The organism is Microbacterium sp. F2E (assembly GCF_020905435.1).
Classification (GTDB): domain Bacteria; phylum Actinomycetota; class Actinomycetes; order Actinomycetales; family Microbacteriaceae; genus Microbacterium; species Microbacterium lacticum.
This window is the reverse complement of record NZ_JAJJIB010000014.1, coordinates 38,051-58,278: the sequence shown is the minus strand read 5'-3', so window position 1 is coordinate 58,278 and position 20,228 is coordinate 38,051. Positions and strand designations below refer to the sequence as shown.

Below are 20,228 nucleotides of genomic sequence, written 5' to 3'. Positions count from 1 at the left end.
AGTCTCCGCCTAAGAGTCCCCGGGCGGCGTGGGCGCCGCCTGGCGCGCCGCAGTGAGCAGGGCGCCGCGTTCCACTGTAGTCAACTCCCGCGCCTGCCCCGCCGGGAGGGCTCCCAGGTGGAGGGGCCCGAACTGACGCCGGACGAGATCGATGACGGGATGACCGACGGCGGTCATCATGCGCCGGACGATGCGGTTGCGCCCGGAGTGCATGGTCAGCTCCACGAGGCTCGTGCCGCGCTCCCCCGTCCCCGACGAGTCGAGCAGTCGCGCCTTGTCCGCGGCGATCGGGCCGTCGTCGAGCTCGATCCCCCGGGTGAGGGTCGCGATCGTCTGGGGCGTCACCCGGCCCGACACCTTCGCGATGTAGACCTTCGTGACCCCGAACGAGGGGTGCGCGAGCACGTGCGCGAGGTCGCCGTCGTTGGTGAGCACGAGCAGTCCGCTCGTCTCCGCGTCGAGCCGGCCCACGTTGTAGAGCCGCTCGGGCCACTCCCGCGTGAAGCGGCGGAGGTCGGGGCGCCCCTGCTCGTCCTTCATCGACGAGACGACCCCGGTCGGCTTGTTGAGCATGATGTAGCGCTTCGTGGCATCCAGCTGGATCGCGGTGCCGTCGACGTCGACGAGGTCGGATGTCGGGTCGATGCGCGTCCCGAGCTCGGTGACGACACGGCCGTTCACCCGCACGCGGCCGTCGACGATGTACTCCTCGCACACGCGCCGCGAGGCGACGCCGGCGTTCGCGAGCACCTTCTGCAGGCGAACGCCCTCTGCTGCCTCGTTCATCGCAGCACCTCCGATTCGAATCCGTCGGCGCCGTCGTCGAGCAGCGGCGAGATGTGCGGCAGCTCGTCGATCGAGTTGATGCCGAGGTTCACGAGCAGCGCGTCGGTCGTGCCGTAGTTGATCGCGCCGGTGTCGGGGTCGGTGAACACCTCGGTGATCAGGCCGCGCGCGACGAGCGTGCGCACGACCGAGTCGACGTTGACGGCGCGGATCGCGGCGACCTGGCTGCGGGTGACCGGCTGCTTGTACGCGATGACGGCGAGGGTCTCGAGGGCCGCCTGCGACAGGCGGCTGGGCGCCTGCGCGTTGACGAACTCCGACACGAGGTCGTCGTGCTCTTCGCGCACGTACAGGCGCCAGCCGCCGCCGACCTCGCGCAGCTCGAAGCCGCGGCGCGGCCCGCCGGCCTCGCCGTCGTAGTCGGCGACCAGCGCGTCAACGGCCTGGCGCACCGCGGGCACGGGTGAGCCGACCGCCGCAGCGAGCGCGACGAGGCTCTGCGGCTCGTCGACGACGAGCAGGATCGCCTCGATCCGCCGGGCGATGTCGACCGGCTCCTGCGAGCGCGCGGGCGCGTCGTCGGTCACCGCGGAGTCTGCGGTGAGGGAGGGGTCAGTGGTCATAGTCGGCTCCCAACGTGGCGAGGTTCTCTTCGGACCAGCGTTCCGCGGTCCAGCGCAGGGTCAGTTCGCCGAGCGGCTCGAGCTGCTCGAACGAGAGGGCGGCGTGCCGGTAGAGCTCCAGCACCGCGAGGAAGCGCGCGACGACGACGCCGGTCTGCGTCGTGCCGGCGACGAGCTCCCGAAAGCTCAGCGTGCCCGCCGCCCGCAGCAGCGTGACGACCACGGCGGCCTGCTCGCGGATCGACACGAGCGGCGCGTGCAGGTGGTCGAGCCCGACGTGCGGGATCTCCTTCGGGGTGAAGGCCATCAGCGCGATCGCGGCGAAGTCGTCCTTCGAGAGCGTCCAGACGAGCTCGGGCACGGCGTTCCGGTACTTCTCGTCGAGGCGCACCGCCCGCACGTGCCGCCGGTCCTCACGGCGCAGGTTCCGCTCGAACCACGCCGACACCTCCTTGAACGCCCGGTACAGCAGCAGGCGGGCGAAGAGCAGGTCGCGCGCCTCGAGGAGGGCGACCGATTCGGCATCCACGAGCTCCCCCTGCGGCAGCAGCCCCGCGACCTTCATGTCGAGCAGCGTCGCCGCGACGACGAGGAACTCGGATGCCTGTTCGAGCTCCTCCTCGGCATCGAGACCCTTCAGATACGAGATGAACTCGTCGGTGACCTTCGACAGCGAGATCTCGGTGATGTCGAGCTCGTGCTTGCCGAGGAGCGTCAGCAGCAGGTCGAACGGGCCGTCGAACCCGGCGAGCGACACGCGGAAGCCCGGCTCGGGCGAGGATGCCTCGGGCGCGGATGCCTCCGGTGCCCGGTCCCGCGACGGCGAAGCGTCGTCAGGCGACGGCGCCACGGGCGACCAGCTCCCGCGCGAGCCGCAGGTATGCCTGGGCCGCCGCGTGCTCGGGCGCGAACTGGGTGATGGGCACGCCCGACACCGAGGCATCCGGGAACTTCACCGTGCGGCCGATGACGGTTTCGAGCACGTCGTCGCCGAATGCTTCGACGACCCGCTCGAGCACCTCTCGCGAGTGCAGCGTGCGCGGGTCGTACATCGTGGCGAGCACGCCGTCGAGCTCGATCGCGGGGTTCAGGCGGTCGCGCACCTTGTCGATCGTCTCGATGAGCAGCGCGACGCCGCGCAGGGCGAAGAACTCGCACTCGAGCGGGATGAGCACGCCGTGGCTCGCGGTCAGGGCGTTGACGGTGAGGAGGCCCAGCGAGGGCTGGCAGTCGACGAGGATCACGTCGTACTCGCCCGACACCTTGCGGAGCACGCGCGAGAGGATCGTCTCGCGGGCGACCTCGTTGACGAGGTGCACCTCGGCGGCCGACAGGTCGATGTTCGCGGGCAGCACGTCGAGGCCCGGGGTCGAGGTCTGCACGATCACCTCGTGCGGATCGCGCTTAGTGTCGAGCAGCAGGTCGTAGATCGTCGGCACGTCGTGGGTGGTGATGCCGAGGCCGGCCGAGAGCGCGCCCTGGGGGTCGAAGTCAACCGCGAGCACGCGTCGGCCGTACTGGGCGAGCGAGGCGGCGAGGTTGATGGTCGTCGTGGTCTTGCCCACGCCGCCCTTCTGGTTGCAGAGCGAGATGATGCGGGCGGGGCCGTGCGAGCTCAGCGCGGGCGGGGTCGGGAACCCGTGGTAGGGGCGACCGGTCGGCCCCATCGGAACATCCTCCGCCCGGGCCGTCTTCGTCCCCCGCGTCTTCTCCGCCACCGACACTCCTGCTTTCTGCCGTCCTTCCCAGGACCCGCCCTGCGATTCTCGCACAGGCGCCCGTGTCACCGAGCGAGGCGGGGCCGGAAGGGGGCAGGTCAGAGGCTGCCGAGCACGTCGAGGCGCAGCTGCGCGGTGACGGCGATGAGGAGGTAGTCGGCGAGCACGATGAGCGGCAGCCACGACAGGATCGCGGCGCCGACCCGCTGTCGCCTGCTCCCGGCGCGCGAGGTGCCCTGAGCGCTCCCGGCGCCCGAGCCACCCCAGACCCCCGCGCGGAGCGTCCAGCCCAGCACGGTGAACAGCAGCGGGATCGTCACGAGCCAGATGATCATGCACCACGGGCACAGCGACGAGTACTCGAAGACGCTGCGGTAGGCGAAGAAGTGGACGAGGAGGAACGCGCCGGCGACGAACACCGTGTAGGTGCGCCAGTACCAGGCGCGCAGGCCCTCGGTCGCGGCGAGCGCCGACGCGCCGGCGAAGATCGGTCCGGTGAACAGCACCATGCCGATCACCGAGTTGCTGAAGCCCAGCAGGTTGCCGCCGGGCGAGAGCAGGTTCGGCCCGCAGGTGACCACGGGGCTGATGCTGCACGAGATGAGCGGTGTATCGCCGCGCAGCTGCGCGATGTACTCGTGGTACAGCAGGAACGAGACGATGCCCCCGGCGACCCCCGCCACGATCCACCAGATCGCCATCGCGCGGGAGGGTCGGTACAGGGCAGCCGCGGGGCCTTCGCTCATGGCGCTCATCCTGCTCCGCCGTGGGGCCGGCGATGCGGCATCCGCGCCGTGAATAAGCCGCGCTCAGCCGCGCTCAACGGGCGCGGGGGTGCGAGGTGAGGTACACGTCGCGGAGGGCGTCGACGGTGACGTGCGTGTAGATCTGCGTCGTCGCGACCGACGCGTGCCCGAGGAGCTCCTGCACGACGCGCACGTCGGCGCCGCCCTGCAGCAGATGCGTCGCGAACGAGTGCCGGAAGGTGTGCGGCGACACGTGCGCGCTCAGCTGTGCCCGTTCCGCTGCGGCCTGGATGACGAGCCACGCGCCCTGGCGAGAGAGGGGGGCGCCCCGTGCGCCGAGGAAGAGCCGGGCGCTCGCGCGGCCGCGCCGGGAAAGCTCGGGGCGGGCACGGGCGAGGTAGGCGTCGACCGCGGCGCGCGCGTACGAGCCCACGGGCACGATGCGCTCCTTGGCGCCCTTGCCGCGCACGCGCAGCACGTCGCCGTGCGCGAGGTCGTCGACGTCGAGCTGTATCACCTCCGACACGCGCGCCCCGGTCGCGTACAGCAGCTCGAGCAGCGCGCGGTCGCGCAGACGCACGATGTCGGTGTCGACGGCGTCGCCCGGCGCGGGGCCCGCGGCATCGAGGAGCGCCTCGATCTGCTCGATCGAGAGCGCCTTCGGCAGTCGCTGGGGCGCCTTCGGGGGCCGCAGCCGATCGCTGGGGTCGGTCTGCGCGAGCCCTTCGCGCACGAGGAAGCGGTGGAGGCCCCGCACCGACGATTGCAGACGGGCGAGCGAGGTCGCCGCGGGCGGCGGCTCGGCCGAGGCGCGCGCGGCGGCGAACTCGGCGACGAGCGCCGCCGTGACCTCGTCGACGTCGTCGATGCCGCGCTCCTGCAGCCAGGTGCGGTACCCGGCCAAGTCGCGCCGGTAGGCGGCGACGGTGTGCTCGGAGAGGCCGCGCTCGATCGTGATGTGCCGGAGGTAGGCGTCGACGGCGCGGTCAGGTCGCATGAGGGGCGCGACCCGCCGTCAGCTGCGGCGCAGAAGCTCTGCGGCGGCGAGGATTCCGGCGACGAGGATGCCGTTGCGCATACGCCCCGACATGACGGCCTCGACCGCATCGTCGAGCGGCACCCACTCGACGCGGATGTCGGCTTCTTCCGCCTCGCGGGCGAACGTCGCCGAGGCGGGGCGCAGCCCGCGCGCGAGGAAGATGTGCACAACCTCGTCGTTGCCGCCGGGCGTCGTGAACACCGACAAGAGCGGTTCGATGCGTTCCGCGTCGAGGTCGGCCTCTTCGGCGAGCTCGCGCCGCGCCGCGTCGATCGGGGGCTCGCCGGCGATGTCGAGGAGCCCCGCCGGAATCTCCCAGTCGCGGTGGCCGATCGGATGCCGGTACTGCTGGATCAGCAGCACGCGCTCCCGGTCGTCGATCGCGACCACGGCGGCGGCACCCGGGTGGTCGACGTACTGGCGCACGATCTCGTCGTCGCCGTACACGAAGGTGTCGCTGCGAACGTCCCACACCCGGCCCTCGTAGACGAGCTCGCTCGCCGTGACGGTGACCTCGACGGGTTCGTCGCGGAGCGCCGAGGCATCCACGTCAGTCATTCTCGACCTCGTCCTCGAACAGCTCGCTCGCGCGGTGGCGGTCGAGAGCCGCGGCGATGAGGCCGCGGAAGAGCGGGTTCGCCTCGGTCGGGCGGGAGCGGAGCTCGGGGTGGGCCTGCGTCGCGATGTAGTACGGGTGCACATCGCGGGGCAGCTCGACGTACTCGACCAGGCCGTGGTCGGGCGAGAGACCCGAGAACCACAGGCCCGCATCGGCGATCTGGTCGCGGTAGCGGTTATTGACCTCGTAGCGGTGGCGGTGACGCTCGCTCGCGCGGTGCGCGCCGTAGACCTCGGCGGCGAGCGAGCCCTCCGCGAGCTCGGCCTCGTACAGGCCCAGGCGCATCGTGCCGCCCATGTCGCCGTGGTCGATGATGTCGACCTGCTCGGCCATCGTCGCGATCACGGGGTGCGCGGTGTCGGGGTCGAACTCGCTCGAGGAGGCATCCGCGATGCCGGCGACGTTGCGCGCGTACTCGATCACCATGCACTGGAGCCCCAGGCAGATGCCGAGCGTCGGCAGACCCTGTTCGCGCGCGAACCGCAGCGCGCCGAGCTTGCCCTCGATGCCACGGATGCCGAAGCCGCCGGGCACGACGATGCCGTCGAGCGGCGCGAGCGCCTTCTCCGCGCCCTCGGGCGTCTCGCAGAGGTCGGACGCGATCCAGCGCACCGTGACCTTCGTCTCCTGCGCGAAGCCGCCGGCCTTCAGCGCCTCGGTGACCGACAGGTAGGCGTCGGGCAGGTCGATGTACTTGCCGACGAGGCCGATCGTGACCTCGTGCTTCGGGTTGTGCACGGCGCCGAGCACCTTGCTCCAGCGCGTCCAGTCGACGTCGTCGGCCTTCTGGTCGAGGCCGAGCGCGTCGACGATGTACGCGTCGAGGCCCTGCTCGTTGAGCATCGAGGGGATGTCGTAGATCGACGGCACGTCGACGGCGTTGACCACGGCATCCTCGTCGACGTCGCACATCAGCGCGATCTTGCGCTTGTTCGACTCGGTGACGGGGCGGTCGCTGCGGAGCACCAGCGCGTCGGGCTGGATGCCGATCTGACGCAGCGCCTGCACGGAGTGCTGCGTGGGCTTGGTCTTCTGCTCCCCCGACGCGCCCATGAACGGCACGAGCGAGACGTGCACGAAGAAGACGTTCTTCCGGCCCAGCTCGTGACGGATCTGCCGGGCCGACTCGAGGAACGGCTGCGACTCGATGTCGCCGACGGTGCCGCCGATCTCGGTGATGATGACGTCGGGCTTCGGCGATTCGCCCGCCTGCAGGCGCATGCGGCGTTTGATCTCGTCGGTGATGTGCGGGATCACCTGCACGGTGTCGCCGAGGTATTCGCCGCGCCGCTCGCGCGCGATGACCTGCGAGTAGATCTGACCGGTCGTGACGTTGGCGGCCTGGCTGAGCTCGATGTCGAGGAAGCGCTCGTAGTGCCCGATGTCGAGGTCGGTCTCGGCGCCGTCATCGGTGACGAAGACCTCGCCGTGCTGGAACGGGTTCATCGTGCCCGGGTCGACGTTCAGGTAGGGGTCGAGCTTCTGCATCACGACGCGCAGGCCGCGCGCGGTGAGCAGATTGCCGAGCGAAGCGGCCGTCAAGCCCTTCCCCAACGACGAGACGACACCGCCTGTCACGAAGATGTGCTTGGTGGTGCCGTCTGAAGTCGTGCCCGCGTCTGAAGTAGTGTCCGTCACGGGCTTTCATCCTATCAGGCCTCCGCGCCGCCCAGGCTGAGCAGCTCCCGCGCGTGTTCGAGCGCGGCGGGCGAATCGGGCAGGCCCGACAGCAGCCGCGCCATCTCGGCTTCGCGCTCCGCACCCGCGAGCGCCCGGACGCTGGATGCCGTGACGCTGCCGTCGCTCGCCTTGACGACGCTCAGGTGGTTGCCGGCGAATGCCGCGACCTGCGCGAGGTGGGTGACGACGATCACCTGGCTCGCCTGCGCGAGCGATGCCAGGCGCCGCCCGACCTCGATCGCGGCGGCCCCGCCGATGCCGGCGTCGATCTCGTCGAAGACGAAGGTCGGCACGCCGCCGGTGCCGGCGATGACGACCTCGATCGCGAGCATCACGCGGCTGAGCTCTCCGCCCGACGCGCTCTTGGCGACCGGCCGCGGCTCCGCCCCCGGGTGCGGGGCGAGCAGGATCGAGACCTCGTCGCGCCCGGCGACGCCCGGCGTGCCGGGGGCGACGGCCACGACCACGCGCGCGTCGGGCAGGGCGAGGGCGTGGAGCTCGGTGGTCACGGCGTCGGAGAGCCGCTCGGCCGCGGCGGTGCGCGCCGCGGTGAGCGCGGCGGCGCTCTCGTCGAGCGTCGCCTCCGCTGCGGCGACTTCGGCGGCCAGGCGCTCGACGCGGTCGCCGTCGTCGTCGAGCTCGGCGAGGCGCAGGCCGCCCTCGGTGCGGAGCGCCAGCGCGTCGGCGAGGGTGCCGTGCGCACGCACGATCGCGGCGATCGCGGCGCGGCGCTCTTCGACCGCGGCGAGCTCGTGCGGGCCGGTCTCGTCGAGGTCGGCGAGGTAGCCGCTCAAGTCGGTGGCGAGATCGGATGCCCGGTAGCCGAGCTCCTCGAGCGTCGCGGCGTGCGCGGCCAGCGCCGGGTCGCTCGAGGCGAGTCGCTCGAGCGCGCGGCGCGCCTCGGCGAGGAGGGTGACGACGTCGGGGGCGTCGTCCTCACCCGAGAGCGCCTCGTGCGCGGCGGTCGCGGCGAGGCGCAGCTCTTCGGCGTTGGCGAGACGCTCGGCGCGCTGCGCGAGCTCGACGTCCTCGCCCGGCTGCGGGTCGACCTGCTCGAGCTCGGCGAGCGCGGCGCGCAGGTCGTCGGCCTCGCGGGCGCGCTCGTCGCGGTGGGTCGTCAGCTCGTCGAGCTCGGTGCGCAACGCCCGCGCCGCGTCGAAGTCGGCGCGGTAGCGGGCCAGGGCGGGCTCGATGCTCTCCGCGCCGAAGCGGTCGAGCGCGTCGCGCTGGGCGGCGCCCGAGCGCAGCCGCAGCTGGTCGGACTGGCCGTGCACGACGACGAGGTGCTCGGCGAGGTCGGCCAGCACCCCGGCGGGGGCGGTGCGGCCGCCGACGCTCGCGCGGCTGCGGCCCTCGGCGGTCACGGTGCGCGCGAGGTACAGCTCGGCTCGGCCTGCCCCGATCGGCTCGACCTCTCCCCCGGCGTCGGCGACGCGGTCGGCGACGGCGCCGCTCTCCGGCACGATCCACACGCCTTCGACGGCGGCCCGGTCGGCGCCCGATCGAACGGTGCCCGCGTCGGAGCGCGCGCCCATCAGCAGGCCGAGTCCGGTGACGACCATCGTCTTGCCTGCGCCGGTCTCGCCGGTGATCGCGGTGAACCCCGGCCCCATCGGCAGGGTCGCGTCGGCGATGACCCCGAGGTCACGGAGGGTGATCTGCTCGATCATGCAGAGCCGGTTTCGGCGACGGCCGGCGCGGCGGCCTCAGTGCCGGTCGGCGTGGTCGAGGCCGGGCCGCGCCACCCCGCCACGGGCAGCTGGAACTTACGCACGAGCCGGTCGGTGAACGGGGCCGGGTGCAGCCGCGCGAGCCGCACGGGTTTGGGCGAACGCTGCGCGGTGACGCGGGCGCCGGGCGGCAGGTCGTGCGAGCGGCGCCCGTCGCACCAGAGGATGCCGGTGCCGTCTGTGCGCGCGAGCACTTCGATCGCGACGGTCGCCTCGGGCCCGACGACGAGCGGCCGCGCGAAGAGGGCGTGCGCGGACAGCGGCACCACGGCGATCGCCTCGACGGTTGGCCAGATCACCGGGCCGCCGGCGGAGAAGTTGTAGGCGGTCGATCCGGTGGGCGTCGAGATCACGACGCCGTCGCATCCGAAGCTCGACAGCGGTCGGCTGTCGATCTCGAGGATGACCTCCATCATCCGCTCACGCGCCGCCTTCTCGACGGTGGCCTCGTTGAGCGCCCACGTCTCGTAGATGCGGGCGCCACTGGCATCCGTCACGTCGACCGCCAGCGTCATGCGCTCTTCCACGTCATAGTCGCGGTCGATCACGCGGCGCATCGCGTCGTCGATGACGTCGGCCTCGATCTCCGCGAGAAAGCCGACGTGCCCCATGTTGATGCCGAGGATCGGCGCGGTGCCGCTGCGCACGAGCTCCGCGGCGCGCAGGATGGTGCCGTCGCCGCCGAGCACGATCGCGAGCTCGAGGTCGTCGACCGTGACGTCGACCCCGAGCGTCTGCAGGTGACCGACGCCGGCGAGGGCGTCGCGCAGTTCGTCGTCGCCGTCGGGCAGCACCGGACGGGCCCCGGCCGCCTGGAGCGCCGCGATCACCCGGCGAGCGGCGCGCACGGTGTCTTCGCGGCGCGCGTGGGCGACCACGAGGATCTCGCGCGGCCGTTCGGTCGTGCCGGTCATTTCGCTCCCGCCAGTCGGTTCACGGTCTCCAGATATTCTGTCGGATTGCCCGCCGCCTCCGGGCCGGGCACGGGGCGCAGGTGCACGAGATACTCGTGGTTGCCGTGCGTGCCGGCGATCGGCGAGGCGATGACGCCGAACGTGCCGAGCCCCGCGTCCCACGCCGCCCAGAGCACGCCGGCGACCGCGTCGGCGCGCGCGGCGGCGTCGGCGACGAGTCCCTCCCGCACGCCCGTGCGGCCGACCTCGAACTGGGGCTTCACGAGCAGCACGAGATCGGCGCCCTGCGCGGCGACCGCGGCCGCGGCGGGCAGCACGTGGGTGAGGGAGATGAACGAGAGATCCCCCGTGATGAGCTCCGGCGCCGTCGGTGCGTCGGCCGCCGCGGCGAGGCTGTCGGGGGTCATGTACCGCACGTTGAATCCCTCGACGGCCGTGACGCCGGGGTCGCCGGCGATGAGCGGGTCGAGCTGGCCGTGCCCGACGTCGACGGCGTACACCCGCGCCGCGCCGCGTTCGCGGAGCACCTGCGTGAAACCGCCCGTCGAGGCGCCCATATCGAGGCAGACGCGACCCGCCACGGGAACCTCGAACGCATCGAGCGCGGCGAGGAGCTTATGCGCCGCGCGGCTGACGTAATGGTCGGATGCCGCGACGGTGATCTCCTGCGTGTCCGAGACCTTCGTCGAGGGCTTGACGACCGGCGCGCCGTCGACCGAGACGAGACCGGCTTCGATCAGCTGCGCCGCCTGCGTGCGCGATCGGGCGAGGCCGCGCGCCGCGACGGCGGCGTCCAGGCGGGCCGTCACGCGGTTTCCCGCGGACCCGACTCGAGGCGCCGCGCGAGGTCGTCGTGGAGCGAGGCGTACGCGTTCGCGCGCTCGGCGAGCGGCTGCTGCTCGATCACCTCGAGCGCGGACAGCAGATCGTCGCGGCGAGCGTCGGCGTCAGCGGCATCCATCGACATGCCCTCCACGATACGCGCCCACCGCCCGCGTGACCGTGCGACCACACCGGGGATCTCACCGGCCGCCGTGCCGCGCCGTGACGCTTCGCGCAGCGCCGTGCAGCGCCGGTCAGGGCCGGTGGAACGGGTCGGCGTAGAGCTGCTCGGGCACGCGGAAGCCGTAGATCGCGCGGCCGGTGGCCCAGATGGCGGCGGCGCCGGCGCGCACGAGGTCGATGGGGCGATCGCCGGCGCGCACGATATGCACGTCGGGGCCGTCGATCCGCACCGATGCGGTGCCGACCGTCGTCACGTCGCCCTGCACGACCGTCTCGGGGTACGGCTCGTGCAGCTCGCGCAGGTCGCCGAGGATGAACGTCGGCCGCGACGTGGTCGGAGCGGCGAGCACGTGCTTCGGCCGGTCGACACCGGTGAGAACGAGCGCCGAGGGGATGCCGGCGGCCTGAGCCCCGGCGATGTCGGTGTCGAGTCGGTCGCCGATGAACAGCGGATGCCTCGCCCCGAAGCGTGCCACCGCCTCATCGAAGATGGGCCGCTCGGGCTTGCCGGCGACGACGGCGAGACGTCCCACCGCGGTGTGCACGGCGGAGACGAGGGTTCCGTTTCCCGGGGCGATCCCCCGCGCCTGCGGGATCGTCCAGTCGGTGTTCGTGGCGATCCAGGGGATCCCGCCCTCCTCTTCGGGGAGGGCGAGAGCGTAGGAGGCTTCGGCGAGCTGCAGCCAGCCGACGTCCTGCGCGAAGCCCTGCACGACGGCGGCGGGGACGTCGTCAGCGCTCCGCGTGACGCGATATCCCGCCTTCTCGAGCTCATAGACGAGGCCGTCACCGCCGACGACGAGCACCGTGGCACCGGGTTCCACGCGCTCGCGCAGGAGCCGCATCGCGGCCTGCGGGCTCGTGACGACGTCGTCGGGCTGGGTCGCCGTGAGGCCGAGTTCGCGGAGGTGCTCGGCGACGGCACTGTCGCGCCGCGAAGCGTTGTTGGTGATGTACCCGAGTCGGCGAGTGTCGGCCGCCCGGGTGAGGCTTTCCACGGCGTAGGGCAGCGGGCGGGGGCCTGCGTACACCACGCCGTCGAGGTCGGCGAGGACCGCGTCCACCCCGTCGAGGGGCGTCCGTTCGGCGCGACGCGAGAACAGGCTCATCAGCGCGTGGACTCGGCGTCGGGAGCGTCGCCCGCGGCATCGTCGGTGCCGGCCTCGGCGAGGATCTCGTCGACCTCGTCCTGAACGGAGGCGGGCGCGGGTTCCGGTGCGATCTCGGTCGCGAGCTCCGGCGCCGACTCCGCATCCGACTCGGACTCAGCGGCGGCGGGCGCCACAGCATCCTCGCCGTCGGGGTCGAGATCGTCGATCTCGTCGTCGTCGAGCTCGACTTCATCGATCTCCTCGATGAGGAGCGTCTCGCTGTCGGCGTCGCGGGCGCCGATCACGTCCTCGGCGATCTCGGCGCGGCGCTGCCACTGGGCCGCCTCGTCCAGACGTCCGAGCTCTTCGAGCACGGCGGCACGGGCGGCGAACAGGCCCGGGCTCCATGAGAAGGCGCGGTCGGGGTCGAGTTCGGGGATGTCGAGCTCTTGCAGCGCACGCTCGTTCTCGCCGAGGTCGAGCCGCGCGCCCGACATCGCGATCGCAAGCTCGACGCGCACCTCGACGGGGAGCGCCGTCCGGTCGACGGCGCGGCCGACCTCGAGCGCGCGGTCGGGGCGCCCGACGCCACGCTCGCTGTCGACGAGGAGGGCGATCTGGTCGTCGCGCCCCGAGATGCGACGGAAGGTGCGCAGCTCGCGCACGGCGAGGGCGAAGTCGCCGATCGCGTACGCGGTGATCGCGACGGTCTCCCGGACCACGGCGATGCGCCCGGCGCTGCGTGAGGCAGCGAGGGCGTGCTGATGGGCGAGCTGCGGATCGTCGTCGATGAGACGCGCCGCCATCGCGAGATGGCGGGCCACCTGCTCGGCGTTCTCCTTGCTCAGCGTCTTCAGTTCGTTTCGTGCTGCGGATGCCAGGTCTTGCGGGGTGACGTCGGCCGGCAGCACCGGCCCGGGCTCGGTCGAGCGACGGTCCGAACCCTGCGGCGGCCGGGACGTCCGGCGGTCGCCGTCGCGCTTCGGGAACGGCTTCCGCTCCCCGTCGCGCGGGGCATACGGCGCACGCTCCCCATCACGCTTGGGATACGGCTTACGCTCCCCGTCGCGCGGGGCGTACGGCTTCCGCTCACCGTCGCGCGGGGCGTACGGCTTCCGCTCACCATCACGCGAGGCGTACGGCTTCCGCTCACCGTCGCGCGACGTGCGGGGCGTGCGCGAGCCGCCCTGTGCGGGCCGACCTGCCGAGGGTCGACGCGGATCTTCTCGACGCGGTCGCTCTGCATCAGCCATGGCGGCATCCCTTCTCATCGTCTCAACGAAAAGCGTGTCAACGAGAAAAGGCCACCCAACTCTGGGTGGCCTTTTCACGAAAGAAGTCCGGCGGTGTCCTACTCTCCCACAGGGTCGCCCCTGCAGTACCATCGGCGCTGTGAGGCTTAGCTTCCGGGTTCGGAATGTAACCGGGCGTTTCCCTCACGCTATGGCCGCCGAAACACTATTGATGTTTCAGTCTGCATAACAATAGTCATTGTCATGCGGTTCTCGACCGTACATCGAGAACCACTCAGTGGACGCAAGCACCTAAAACGGTGTGTTATCAAGTCATCGGCTTATTAGTACCGGTCAGCTTCACGCGTTACCGCGCTTCCACATCCGGCCTATCAACCCAGTAGTCTGGCTGGGAGCCTCTCGCCCGAAGGCATGGAAATCTCATCTTGAGGCCGGCTTCCCGCTTAGATGCTTTCAGCGGTTATCCATCCCGAACGTAGCTAACCAGCGGTGCTCTTGGCAGAACAACTGGCACACCAGAGGTTCGTCCAACCCGGTCCTCTCGTACTAGGGTCAGATCCTCTCAAATTTCCTACGCGCGCAGCGGATAGGGACCGAACTGTCTCACGACGTTCTAAACCCAGCTCGCGTACCGCTTTAATGGGCGAACAGCCCAACCCTTGGGACCTACTCCAGCCCCAGGATGCGACGAGCCGACATCGAGGTGCCAAACCATGCCGTCGATATGGACTCTTGGGCAAGATCAGCCTGTTATCCCCGAGGTACCTTTTATCCGTTGAGCGACAGCGCTTCCACAAGCCACTGCCGGATCACTAGTCCCGACTTTCGTCCCTGCTCGACCTGTCAGTCTCACAGTCAAGCTCCCTTGTGCACTTACACTCGACACCTGATTGCCAACCAGGTTGAGGGAACCTTTGGGCGCCTCCGTTACTTTTTAGGAGGCAACCGCCCCAGTTAAACTACCCACCAGGCACTGTCCCTGAACCGGATTACGGTTCGAAGTTAGATATCCAGAGTGACCAGAGTGGTATTTCAACAACGACTCCACGGTAACTGGCGTCACCGCTTCAAAGTCTCCCACCTATCCTACACAAGCCACACCGAACACCAATACCAAGCTGTAGTAAAGGTCACGGGGTCTTTCCGTCCTGCTGCGCGTAACGAGCATCTTTACTCGTAGTGCAATTTCGCCGAGTTCGTGGTTGAGACAGTTGGGAAGTCGTTACGCCATTCGTGCAGGTCGGAACTTACCCGACAAGGAATTTCGCTACCTTAGGATGGTTATAGTTACCACCGCCGTTTACTGGGGCTTAAATTCTCAGCTTCGCCTTGCGGCTAACCGGTCCTCTTAACCTTCCAGCACCGGGCAGGCGTCAGTCCGTATACATCGTCTTGCGACTTGGCACGGACCTGTGTTTTTAATAAACAGTCGCTACCCACTAGTCTCTGCGGCCTCCAAACGCTTTCGGAGCAAGTCCTAATACGCCGAAGGCCCCCCTTCTCCCGAAGTTACGGGGGCATTTTGCCGAGTTCCTTAACCACGATTCTCTCGATCTCCTTGGTATTCTCTACCTGACCACCTGAGTCGGTTTGGGGTACGGGCGGCTAGAACCTCGCGTCGATGCTTTTCTTGGCAGCATAGGATCACCCACTTTTTATCCGCATCGTGTCTCAGCCTATGTGAGAGACGGATTTGCCTATCTCTCGGCCTACGCACTTGCCCCGGGACAACCATCGCCCGGGTTGGGCTACCTTCCTGCGTCACACCTGTTAATACGCTAACCGCACCAGAATGGGGTCGTGCGCTAGGCCCAACGCTTCACCCCGAAGGGATCCGTCAGTGGGATTCAGACACTTAGCACTACTGGATTAGCTTGGGCGGTTCTTCGCCGGTACGGGAATATCAACCCGTTGTCCATCGACTACGCCTGTCGGCCTCGCCTTAGGTCCCGACTTACCCAGGGAAGATTAGCTTGACCCTGGAACCCTTGGTCTTTCGGAGGACATGTTTCTCACATGTCTTTCGCTACTCATGCCTGCATTCTCACTCGTGTAGCCTCCACGGCTGGTTCACACCGCCGCTTCGCTGGCCACACGACGCTCTCCTACCCATCAACACGGCTGGACCACGAAGGCCTACCAATAATGTCAATGCCACAACTTCGGTGGCGTGCTTGAGCCCCGTTACATTGTCGGCGCGGAATCACTTGACCAGTGAGCTATTACGCACTCTTTCAAGGGTGGCTGCTTCTAAGCCAACCTCCTGGTTGTCAAGGCAACTCCACATCCTTTCCCACTTAGCACGCGCTTTGGGACCTTAGTTGGTGGTCTGGGTTGTTTCCCTCTCGACTATGAAGCTTATCCCCCACAGTCTCACTGCTGCGCTCTCACTTACCGGCATTCGGAGTTTGGCTGACGTCAGTAACCTTGTAGGGCCCATCGGCCATCCAGTAGCTCTACCTCCGGCAAGAAACACGCAACGCTGCACCTAAATGCATTTCGGAGAGAACCAGCTATCACGAAGTTTGATTGGCCTTTCACCCCTATCCACAGCTCATCCCCTCAGTTTTCAACCTAAGTGGGTTCGGTCCTCCACGACGTCTTACCGTCGCTTCAACCTGGCCATGGATAGATCACTTCGCTTCGGGTCTAGGACACGCGACTGAATCGCCCTATTCAGACTCGCTTTCGCTACGGCTACCCCTCACGGGTTAACCTCGCCACGTATCGCTAACTCGCAGGCTCATTCTTCAAAAGGCACGCTGTCACAGCTGCTAGGGCTGCTCCAACGGTTTGTAAGCAAACGGTTTCAGGTACTATTTCACTCCCCTCCCGGGGTACTTTTCACCTTTCCCTCACGGTACTTGTCCGCTATCGGTCATCTGGGAGTATTTAGGCTTATCAGGTGGTCCTGACAGATTCACACGGGATTTCTCGGGCCCCGTGCTACTTGGGATACTCTTCGCGCCAAGGGAGGCATTTCGACTACGGGGTTGGCACCCTCTATGACCTGGCTTTCAATCCAGTTCGTCTATACCTTCTTGTAACGCCGGCTGCTCGGCAGAGCAGCCTGAAAAGTCCCACAACCCCGAATACGCAACTCCTGCCGGATATCACACGTACTCGGTTTAGCCTGTTCCGGTTTCGCTCGCCACTACTAACGGAATCGCGGTTGCTTTCTCTTCCTGTGGGTACTGAGATGTTTCACTTCCCCACGTTCCCTCTACCCGCCCTATATATTCAGGCGGGAGTCACCGGGTCGGCACGCCGCCCAGCGGGGTTTCCCCATTCGGAGACCCTCGGATCAAAGTGTGCTTATCCACTCCCCGAGGCTTATCGCAGATTGCTACGTCCTTCTTCGGCTCCAGATGCCAAGGCATCCACCGTTTGCTCTTAAAGACTTGAAATCACATGAGTTTGAATCGTCAATTGAAATTGACTAATGATCTTTAAGATCATCTTCACGAGATGATTAATCATCTCGAAGATGCTCGCGTCCACTGTGTAGTTCTCAAAGTACGGGCGGTACCTTCTCCGCAACCGGCGCTGCCGACATTAGAAAAGGTCCTGAGGTTGGTCGCCGCCCGAAGGCGACATCCGGTCCCTCAGGACCCAACAGCGTGCATGTGCCGGCTTGCTCGACTCGAACGTTCCAGACCCGAAGGTCGTACTTGCTCGAGGTTCGCTCCTCGGCACCTCGTCAAATGTTCCACCCATGAGCTCCCTGCAGAGACATTCGCTCTGATCAGGGTTCTGGAAGTCCGAAGACTTCAGATGCTCCTTAGAAAGGAGGTGATCCAGCCGCACCTTCCGGTACGGCTACCTTGTTACGACTTAGTCCTAATTACCGATCCCACCTTCGACGGCTCCCTCCACAAGGGTTGGGCCACCGGCTTCAGGTGTTACCGACTTTCATGACTTGACGGGCGGTGTGTACAAGACCCGGGAACGTATTCACCGCAGCGTTGCTGATCTGCGATTACTAGCGACTCCGACTTCATGAGGTCGAGTTGCAGACCTCAATCCGAACTGGGACCGGCTTTTTGGGATTCGCTCCACCTTGCGGTATTGCAGCCCTTTGTACCGGCCATTGTAGCATGCGTGAAGCCCAAGACATAAGGGGCATGATGATTTGACGTCATCCCCACCTTCCTCCGAGTTGACCCCGGCAGTATCCCATGAGTTCCCACCATTACGTGCTGGCAACATAGAACGAGGGTTGCGCTCGTTGCGGGACTTAACCCAACATCTCACGACACGAGCTGACGACAACCATGCACCACCTGTTTACGAGTGTCCAAAGAGTTGACCATTTCTGGCCCGTTCTCGTATATGTCAAGCCTTGGTAAGGTTCTTCGCGTTGCATCGAATTAATCCGCATGCTCCGCCGCTTGTGCGGGTCCCCGTCAATTCCTTTGAGTTTTAGCCTTGCGGCCGTACTCCCCAGGCGGGGAACTTAATGCGTTAGCTGCGTCACGGAATCCGTGGAATGGACCCCACAACTAGTTCCCAACGTTTACGGGGTGGACTACCAGGGTATCTAAGCCTGTTTGCTCCCCACCCTTTCGCTCCTCAGCGTCAGTTACGGCCCAGAGATCTGCCTTCGCCATCGGTGTTCCTCCTGATATCTGCGCATTCCACCGCTACACCAGGAATTCCAATCTCCTCTACCGCACTCTAGTCTGCCCGTACCCACTGCAGGCCCGAGGTTGAGCCTCGGGGTTTCACAGCAGACGCGACAAACCGCCTACGAGCTCTTTACGCCCAATAATTCCGGATAACGCTTGCGCCCTACGTATTACCGCGGCTGCTGGCACGTAGTTAGCCGGCGCTTTTTCTGCAGGTACCGTCACTTTCGCTTCTTCCCTGCTAAAAGAGGTTTACAACCCGAAGGCCGTCGTCCCTCACGCGGCGTTGCTGCATCAGGCTTTCGCCCATTGTGCAATATTCCCCACTGCTGCCTCCCGTAGGAGTCTGGGCCGTGTCTCAGTCCCAGTGTGGCCGGTCACCCTCTCAGGCCGGCTACCCGTCGACGCCTTGGTGAGCCGTTACCTCACCAACAAGCTGATAGGCCGCGAGCTCATCCCTGACCGAAGTTCTTTCCAGCTGCTGAAGATGCCTTCGCAGCTCGTATCCAGTATTAGACGCCGTTTCCAGCGCTTATCCCAGAGTCAGGGGCAGATTGCTCACGTGTTACTCACCCGTTCGCCACTGATCCAGCAGAGCAAGCTCCGCCTTCACCGTTCGACTTGCATGTGTTAAGCACGCCGCCAGCGTTCATCCTGAGCCAGGATCAAACTCTCCGTAAAGAAATGTTGCTGCGATCAACCGGAAATTGACTGACCGAGCGAGTTTGATCTGACCAAAGGGATGTCATTGCTGACTATCCGTTGCCGGCACCGGAGTGCCGGACTTTGATCCAAAGGAATCTCATTCAACCGAAGTTGAATCGAGGTTATTTGGCATTTGACAAGTGCACGCTGTTGAGTTCTCAAGGATCGGATGCTCCTGCCATTCGGCCTCTCGGCCTCCCCTGCAGGGCAACTTCTCTATCTTACACTTCCTGTTTCGCTTGTCAAGTCGGCGTTTCTGACCGGAGTCAGACGCGATGACGCGCATCACACGAAGCTAGATCGTTTGCTCAGCGTTTCGGCTTCAAGCCAGCCCGCCGTGCAACTTCTCTATCTTATCCCCTCTCGCTCTGCTTGTCAAGTCGGCTGTCTGTGACTGATTTAGCGTCTCCAGCAGCACTCTTCGACAGCTTCGAGGAGTGGGATCCCATCCTAGACCAGAAGGCCTTGTTCTCTCTGCTGAGAGGTTTGGGTTGGGGTGGTTCTCCGCTTGAGGGGGCGACGCCTTCCGGCCTTCTCGCTCTTCCCTGTGGGGCGAACAAGTAATAAGTTACATGGTTTCTGGGGATCGGGCAAGTGCAGGCCGCATCCCGGGCGTGTCGTGCGCACTGAGCGGGGCCGGTCGCGAGAGGTAGTGCCTGGTCGGCGGCCCAATCCTGGTGGTCTGCGGGACGACCCGCACCCGGCCGGCGAGACGACCGCTCCCGGCGCTCACCCCGCGCAGGCGCTCGATCACGGTGCGGGCACCTCCTGGCGGCGGCGATGGATCTACTCGATCGTCGAGAGCGCGACGGCGGATCGTGGCTGGCAGACACGTAGCGCGAACGACGACGGCCCCCGCTCGAGGAGCGGGGGCCGTCGTGGTGTGGGTGTCGGCTGCTTACTGCGCGGCCTTCACGATGTCGAGGAGCGTCGGGTTGTTGGCGTAGGCCTCGGCCGCGTTCTCCTTCGTGACGATCACCGGGGGCAGCAGGTACGCCGGGACGACCTTCACGCCGTTGTCGTACTGCTCACCGGCCATGATCGACTTGACCGACTCGACCTCCGAGTCCTGACCGGTCACGGTGAACGTCGAGATGTCCTTGCCTGCCCAGGTGCTCGGTGATCAGGCGCGCGCCGTGCACCTGGTCTTCGGCGATCTCGGCGATGCCGCGCTCGGACGAATGCAGCCCGAGGTACGGCACGTCGACATCGAGCTCGGCAAGCACATCGAACACCCGCACCTGCGGCGCGTGCACGATGAGGCCCTCGACCGACTGCCGGCGCAGGTGCTCCACCGCGGCGCGGATCGTCTCGGGGCGCGTGTCGCTGATGTAGGCGGAGGTGACCCAGTAGCCGCGCTCGCGGGCGGCGACCTCGAGCGCCGCGAGGCTCGAGGTCGGCCCGTACTCGCCGCGCGAGCCGAGCACCACGCCGAGCGTGCGCGACCAGCTCGTGACGAGCGCCCGCGCCGCCTGGTTCGGACGGTAGCGGAGTTCGGCCATGGCATCCAGGACCCGTTGCTTGGTCGCCGGGCGTATCGACGGATGCCCGTTGAGCACCCGCGAGACGGTCTGATACGAGACGTCGGCGGCCCGCGCGACATCGCGGATGCTCGCGGTGCGCGTGCGCTCCTCGCCTGCCGTCACGGTGCCCTCGCCTTCGATGTGCACGTTCACATTACCGCCGGCGCG

Annotated in this window: 15 protein-coding genes, 3 rRNA genes and 1 pseudogene; all 19 read right to left on the bottom strand. The window is 67.1% G+C overall.

Annotation, left to right across the window (positions count from 1 at the left end; genetic code table 11):
* Positions 1–9 precede the first annotated feature (9 nt).
* On the bottom strand, positions 10–786 hold the full coding sequence (locus tag LOK55_RS11050) for a pseudouridine synthase (RefSeq protein ID WP_229935405.1): 777 nt from the start codon (positions 784–786) through the stop codon (positions 10–12).
* A complete protein-coding gene (scpB, locus tag LOK55_RS11045; protein ID WP_229935404.1) occupies positions 783–1,409 on the bottom strand; it encodes an SMC-Scp complex subunit ScpB in 627 nt (208 codons plus the stop codon). The genes LOK55_RS11050 and scpB overlap by 4 nt, the downstream gene beginning before the upstream one ends.
* On the bottom strand, positions 1,399–2,259 hold the full coding sequence (locus LOK55_RS11040) for a ScpA family protein (protein WP_196324610.1): 861 nt from the start codon (positions 2,257–2,259) through the stop codon (positions 1,399–1,401). The genes scpB and LOK55_RS11040 overlap by 11 nt, the downstream gene beginning before the upstream one ends.
* Positions 2,243–3,076: a ParA family protein gene (locus LOK55_RS11035; protein ID WP_229935403.1), complete on the bottom strand. Its 834-nt coding sequence runs from the start codon at positions 3,074–3,076 to the stop codon at positions 2,243–2,245. The genes LOK55_RS11040 and LOK55_RS11035 overlap by 17 nt, the downstream gene beginning before the upstream one ends.
* A 149-nt stretch (positions 3,077–3,225) precedes the next feature.
* Complete coding sequence (locus LOK55_RS11030) at positions 3,226–3,873, bottom strand: vitamin K epoxide reductase family protein (RefSeq protein ID WP_229935402.1); 648 nt, start codon at positions 3,871–3,873, stop codon at positions 3,226–3,228.
* Between the two features lie 73 nt (positions 3,874–3,946).
* Positions 3,947–4,870 carry a site-specific tyrosine recombinase XerD gene (gene xerD, locus LOK55_RS11025; RefSeq protein WP_229935401.1) on the bottom strand — a complete coding sequence of 308 codons (924 nt, stop codon included), beginning with the start codon at positions 4,868–4,870 and terminating at the stop codon, positions 3,947–3,949.
* Positions 4,871–4,888: 18 nt separating this feature from the next.
* On the bottom strand, positions 4,889–5,470 hold the full coding sequence (locus tag LOK55_RS11020; RefSeq protein WP_196324614.1) for an NUDIX hydrolase: 582 nt from the start codon (positions 5,468–5,470) through the stop codon (positions 4,889–4,891).
* A complete protein-coding gene (locus tag LOK55_RS11015) occupies positions 5,463–7,169 on the bottom strand; it encodes a CTP synthase (protein WP_229935400.1) in 1,707 nt (568 codons plus the stop codon). Before LOK55_RS11015 ends, LOK55_RS11020 begins: the two co-directional genes overlap by 8 nt.
* A 14-nt stretch (positions 7,170–7,183) precedes the next feature.
* Complete coding sequence (gene recN, locus LOK55_RS11010) at positions 7,184–8,881, bottom strand: DNA repair protein RecN (RefSeq protein ID WP_229935399.1); 1,698 nt, start codon at positions 8,879–8,881, stop codon at positions 7,184–7,186.
* Positions 8,878–9,855 (bottom strand): NAD kinase, encoded by a 978-nt coding sequence (locus LOK55_RS11005; protein ID WP_229935398.1) that lies wholly within the window; start codon positions 9,853–9,855, stop codon positions 8,878–8,880. The genes recN and LOK55_RS11005 overlap by 4 nt, the downstream gene beginning before the upstream one ends.
* On the bottom strand, positions 9,852–10,664 hold the full coding sequence (locus LOK55_RS11000; protein ID WP_229935397.1) for a TlyA family RNA methyltransferase: 813 nt from the start codon (positions 10,662–10,664) through the stop codon (positions 9,852–9,854). Before LOK55_RS11000 ends, LOK55_RS11005 begins: the two co-directional genes overlap by 4 nt.
* Positions 10,661–10,822: a hypothetical protein gene (locus LOK55_RS10995; protein ID WP_170214257.1), complete on the bottom strand. Its 162-nt coding sequence runs from the start codon at positions 10,820–10,822 to the stop codon at positions 10,661–10,663. Before LOK55_RS10995 ends, LOK55_RS11000 begins: the two co-directional genes overlap by 4 nt.
* Positions 10,823–10,931: 109 nt before the next feature.
* Positions 10,932–11,969 carry an HAD-IIA family hydrolase gene (locus LOK55_RS10990; RefSeq protein WP_229935396.1) on the bottom strand — a complete coding sequence of 346 codons (1,038 nt, stop codon included), beginning with the start codon at positions 11,967–11,969 and terminating at the stop codon, positions 10,932–10,934.
* Positions 11,969–13,204 (bottom strand): hypothetical protein, encoded by a 1,236-nt coding sequence (locus tag LOK55_RS10985; RefSeq protein WP_229935395.1) that lies wholly within the window; start codon positions 13,202–13,204, stop codon positions 11,969–11,971. Before LOK55_RS10985 ends, LOK55_RS10990 begins: the two co-directional genes overlap by 1 nt.
* A gap of 85 nt (positions 13,205–13,289) precedes the next feature.
* Positions 13,290–13,406 (bottom strand): 5S ribosomal RNA (rrf, locus tag LOK55_RS10980).
* 101 nt (positions 13,407–13,507) lie between these two features.
* Positions 13,508–16,611 (bottom strand): 23S ribosomal RNA (locus tag LOK55_RS10975).
* Between the two features lie 378 nt (positions 16,612–16,989).
* Positions 16,990–18,513, bottom strand: a 16S ribosomal RNA gene (locus LOK55_RS10970).
* Together the 16S, 23S and 5S rRNA genes form the textbook arrangement of a ribosomal RNA operon.
* Positions 18,514–19,435: 922 nt before the next feature.
* A pseudogene (locus LOK55_RS10965) lies at positions 19,436–19,645 on the bottom strand (sugar ABC transporter substrate-binding protein); the annotation flags it as partial.
* Positions 19,566–20,183 carry a LacI family DNA-binding transcriptional regulator gene (locus LOK55_RS10960; RefSeq protein ID WP_308066663.1) on the bottom strand — a complete coding sequence of 206 codons (618 nt, stop codon included), beginning with the start codon at positions 20,181–20,183 and terminating at the stop codon, positions 19,566–19,568. The pseudogene LOK55_RS10965 and the gene LOK55_RS10960, both read right to left, overlap by 80 nt.
* Positions 20,184–20,228: the final 45 nt, after the last annotated feature.

Excerpts from the sequence above, each read along its gene's own strand:
- LOK55_RS11030 (WP_229935402.1), bottom strand. The coding sequence starts at position 3,873 with ATGAGCGAAGGCCCCGCGGCTGCCCTGTACCGACCCTCCCGCGCGATG.
- LOK55_RS10985 (WP_229935395.1), bottom strand. The coding sequence starts at position 13,204 with ATGGCTGATGCAGAGCGACCGCGTCGAGAAGATCCGCGTCGACCCTCG.
- LOK55_RS10995 (WP_170214257.1), bottom strand. The coding sequence starts at position 10,822 with ATGTCGATGGATGCCGCTGACGCCGACGCTCGCCGCGACGATCTGCTG.
- LOK55_RS11035 (WP_229935403.1), bottom strand. The coding sequence starts at position 3,076 with ATGGGGCCGACCGGTCGCCCCTACCACGGGTTCCCGACCCCGCCCGCG.
- recN (WP_229935399.1), bottom strand. The coding sequence starts at position 8,881 with ATGATCGAGCAGATCACCCTCCGTGACCTCGGGGTCATCGCCGACGCG.
- LOK55_RS10990 (WP_229935396.1), bottom strand. The coding sequence starts at position 11,969 with ATGAGCCTGTTCTCGCGTCGCGCCGAACGGACGCCCCTCGACGGGGTG.
- LOK55_RS11050 (WP_229935405.1), bottom strand. The coding sequence starts at position 786 with ATGAACGAGGCAGCAGAGGGCGTTCGCCTGCAGAAGGTGCTCGCGAAC.
- scpB (WP_229935404.1), bottom strand. The coding sequence starts at position 1,409 with ATGACCACTGACCCCTCCCTCACCGCAGACTCCGCGGTGACCGACGAC.
- LOK55_RS11020 (WP_196324614.1), bottom strand. The coding sequence starts at position 5,470 with ATGACTGACGTGGATGCCTCGGCGCTCCGCGACGAACCCGTCGAGGTC.
- LOK55_RS11005 (WP_229935398.1), bottom strand. The coding sequence starts at position 9,855 with ATGACCGGCACGACCGAACGGCCGCGCGAGATCCTCGTGGTCGCCCAC.
- xerD (WP_229935401.1), bottom strand. The coding sequence starts at position 4,870 with ATGCGACCTGACCGCGCCGTCGACGCCTACCTCCGGCACATCACGATC.